General features: G+C 49.7%; 1 pseudogene. It reads right to left on the reverse strand.

Going from position 1 to position 1,086, the window contains the following annotated elements:
- Positions 1 to 1,086, reverse strand: a pseudogene (locus J7J62_06795) (IS3 family transposase).

A 1,086-nucleotide genomic window follows, 5' to 3' on the forward strand; every position in this document is an offset into this window, starting at 1 on the left:
CCTCGGGCGAAATATATCCAAGTTCGCTGTGGACATAAAGCTTGTTGTAGTCCACCTCGATCCATCTACCTATCTTTTCTTCTCCTTCTTTGACAGAGCCGAACTCATTTATCCATATAACCTCCTGCTTGATCGTCCTCATCACCCTTTCGGTGTCTCCGTTTCCTTTCGATGTGAATATCTGCTTTATCCCTAATGTTGCCATATCCCTCATAAACGAAGTGGATGTAGGTTGGGAGCCGTTGTCACTGATAAGACATAATCGGCTTCCCCTGACTCCTTCGGGAAATTCCCTCTCTATGGCCATCCCCAATGCCTGCTTCCACTCAGCCGCCTGGCTCCTCAGTGATAGATTCCACCCCACTGTATTCTTCGTGAACCGGTCAAGAACTATCACCAGCTAGACCCAACCAACCGATGGGACCATGAACTTGCTCATGTCTATTCCCCAGTACTGCCTCGGTCTGTCCGCCCTGGGCTTGCTTCTCTTAGCCACCCTCTTTGCCTTCTGCCTCCTCTGGCTGACCATTAATCCATTCTCCTTCATCACCCTTCTAACCCTCTTCTGATTGACCACCATCTTCTCGCGATGCCTCAGCCAGGCCCATACCCTCCTATATCCCCAAAACGGATGCTCCGCCTTTATCCTCTTGATCTTCTCTAACAGATCCATATCCTTCAGCCTAGGCCCCTTGTCTCGGCCTACCTTCCCCCTTACTCCATAGTAATACCCACTCCTCGATATCCCTAAAGCACGGCATGCATCAGTCACACTGTAGCCTTGCGCCTTCAGCAGCTCAACCGCCTCTACCTTGTCGTGAACAGCTCCTCGGCTTTTTTAAAATCTCTATCTGAATCGCCTGCTTCCCTATAATCTTTTGAAGCCTCTCTATTTCAGCCTTATAAGCATCCTCTCCAGATACACCGTTGATAAATGCTCTTTTCCCTCCCTCTGGAAACTTATCCCTCCATCGGTAGAATATGGTCTGGCTAATCTGGTGCTCACGGCAGATATCTGCCACAGTCCTCTTCCCCTTCAGACCCTCTGGCACAATAGCAAACTTCTGCTCCGCTGACCATTTCCTC

Source organism: bacterium, from assembly GCA_021159335.1.
Classification (GTDB): Bacteria; UBP14; UBA6098; order B30-G16; family B30-G16; genus JAGGRZ01.